1 protein-coding gene is annotated in these 2,215 nt (G+C 35.3%); it reads left to right on the top strand.

Annotation, left to right across the window (positions count from 1 at the left end; translation table 11 throughout):
- The first annotated feature begins 245 nt into the window (after positions 1-245).
- On the top strand, positions 246-1,883 hold the full coding sequence (locus tag AACT52_RS11115; protein ID WP_083630839.1) for an IS1634 family transposase: 1,638 nt from the start codon (positions 246-248) through the stop codon (positions 1,881-1,883).
- The last annotated feature ends 332 nt before the right edge of the window (positions 1,884-2,215 follow it).

The following is a 2,215-nucleotide window of genomic DNA, read 5'->3' as shown; positions in this document are numbered from 1 at the left end:
CCCACCTTCCGCACCCTAAGTGTCACACATCAAAAAAAGCCGCCCAAGTAGTACGCAAGAACTAAAGATAATTCAAGGGTGAGGAAACTTAATGAGAATAAGTAGCATTAAAATGGCCATGGGGAGATAAAGTGAAGTTTTGTAACAAAGACAATGAAAAAAAATTAATTGATAACAGAAAAAGAAATGATTTAATCACAACAGAAGTTGTGGAGCATCCTGTTGTGAAATTGAAACCTCAAGAAATGGAAATTCAAAACATAGACCATCTAGGGATAGTAGCAGGAATAATAGACGCGATAGGATTAGTAGAAATAATCAATGAATTAATAGGAGAGGAAAAAGGAGAAAAAGTCAGTCCGGGTCGTGTAGTCAAAGCCATGATATTGAATGGGTTAGGGTTTGTGTCCAAACCTTTATATATGTTTCCCAAATATTTTGAAACAATAGCCTGTGAGCATTTAATAGGAGCAGGAGTCAAACCAGAATATCTCAACGACGATAAACTGGGGAGAGTGATGGATAAATTATTTATAAAAGGACTAGATACAATATTTTTTATCATTGCCTTAAAGGCCGCCCAAAAATTTGGTGTATCTCTATTATCATCACACTTAGACTCATCATCAATGCACGTACACGGGGAATACAATACCAGCTTGCCAGAAGTAATATTTGAGAATAAACAGACAGAAAATATCCAATATTCAGAAGAAATAGCAGTAAAATCACCAACAGAAATCACTATCACCTACGGTTATTCCCGTGACCATCGTCCTGATTTAAAACAGTTCATTATAGAACTAATATGTTCCGGAGATGGAGACATACCAATATTTTTGAAACTAGCATCGGGAAACCAATCAGACTCATCATGCTTTGGCAAAATAGCAGTAGAGTATCAAAAACAATTAGAAGTTAACAGTCTGATAGTAGCAGACTGCGCCTTATATACAGAATCAAACTTGAAATTGATGTCAGATTTACGCTGGTTATGCCGAGTACCATTAAGCATAAAAGCAGCACATTCATTAATATCAACATTACCAGAATTAGAATTTCTTGATAGTCAAATACCAGGATATAAATTGACTTCAACAACAGTAAATTATGCTGGAATAGAACAAAGATGGTTAGTCGTGCAAAGTCAAGAGAGAAGAGAATCAGACCTGCGTAAGCTCTCACAGAAGATTACCAAAGCAGAATCAAAAGCTGTGCAAGAGTTGAAAAAGTTATCACAAGAGAAATTTGCTTGTGAGGCTGATGCAATTAAGGCATTATCAAAACTATCAAAACAATTTAAATATCACCTAATCCAGGAGCGCAAAGTTACGGAAATCAAATCTAATAAAAAAGATAATCCAGCAGGAAGATCCTACCAAATATCAGCCACCGTCTCTCAGAATGAAAGTAAAATTAATACAGAAGTTCTCAGTGCAGGGCGTTTTATCATTGCTACCAATATTTTAGAATCAAATGAACTGAGTCACGATTTAATGCTGAGTGAGTATAAAGCTCAACAGTCATGTGAACGAGGGTTTGCTTTTCTCAAAGACCCATTATTTTTTGCAGACAGTATTTTCCTCAAAAGTCCAGAGAGAATTGAATCATTGGGAATGATTATGGGTTTGTGTCTGCTGGTTTATACTTTAGCTCAACGACAAATCAGAGCCGCACTCAAAGATTCTCAATCCACAATTAAGAATCAGTTGGGTAAACCGACTGACCGCCCCACTTTACGCTGGATTTTTCAATGCTTTCAGTCTATTCATTTAGTTAAACTTAATCAGGAAATACACATCTCTAATTCGACTCAAGATAGGGACTTTATCTTGAATCTTTTACCAAATGATTGTTTAGGTTACTACAAGAAAGCCACCTAATTCTTCTCTCTATTAATTTCATCTCCACAGTATCATGAGCTAATCTCTTTGATTAATAGCTCTATTTTACTCTGTCAATAATTTAGGTTTTTCCCTTGTATTTATTAGTCTAATTTATATTTTCCATCTTCCATATCTATTTGATTATCTGAGACTCCTCTCGGTGCTATCAGTTCTTATTGCTCCTTATTGAAAATAGGTTTTCATACCATTTTTGGTAATTTACTGTTACTCAAATGTCTTTTTTCGCTAAATATGTTTGTTTTTATTCTCACTTAGATTTTTTCTCTCCGTAATTTCCCTCTGTGACAGTTAGGGGTGCGGAATGTGGG

The sequence above is a fragment of the Scytonema sp. HK-05 genome (assembly GCF_963872035.1).
Classification (GTDB): domain Bacteria; phylum Cyanobacteriota; class Cyanobacteriia; order Cyanobacteriales; family Nostocaceae; genus Kalymmatonema.
The sequence above is the reverse complement of the archived record's forward strand: the minus strand, read 5'-3'. Positions and strand labels throughout refer to the sequence as shown.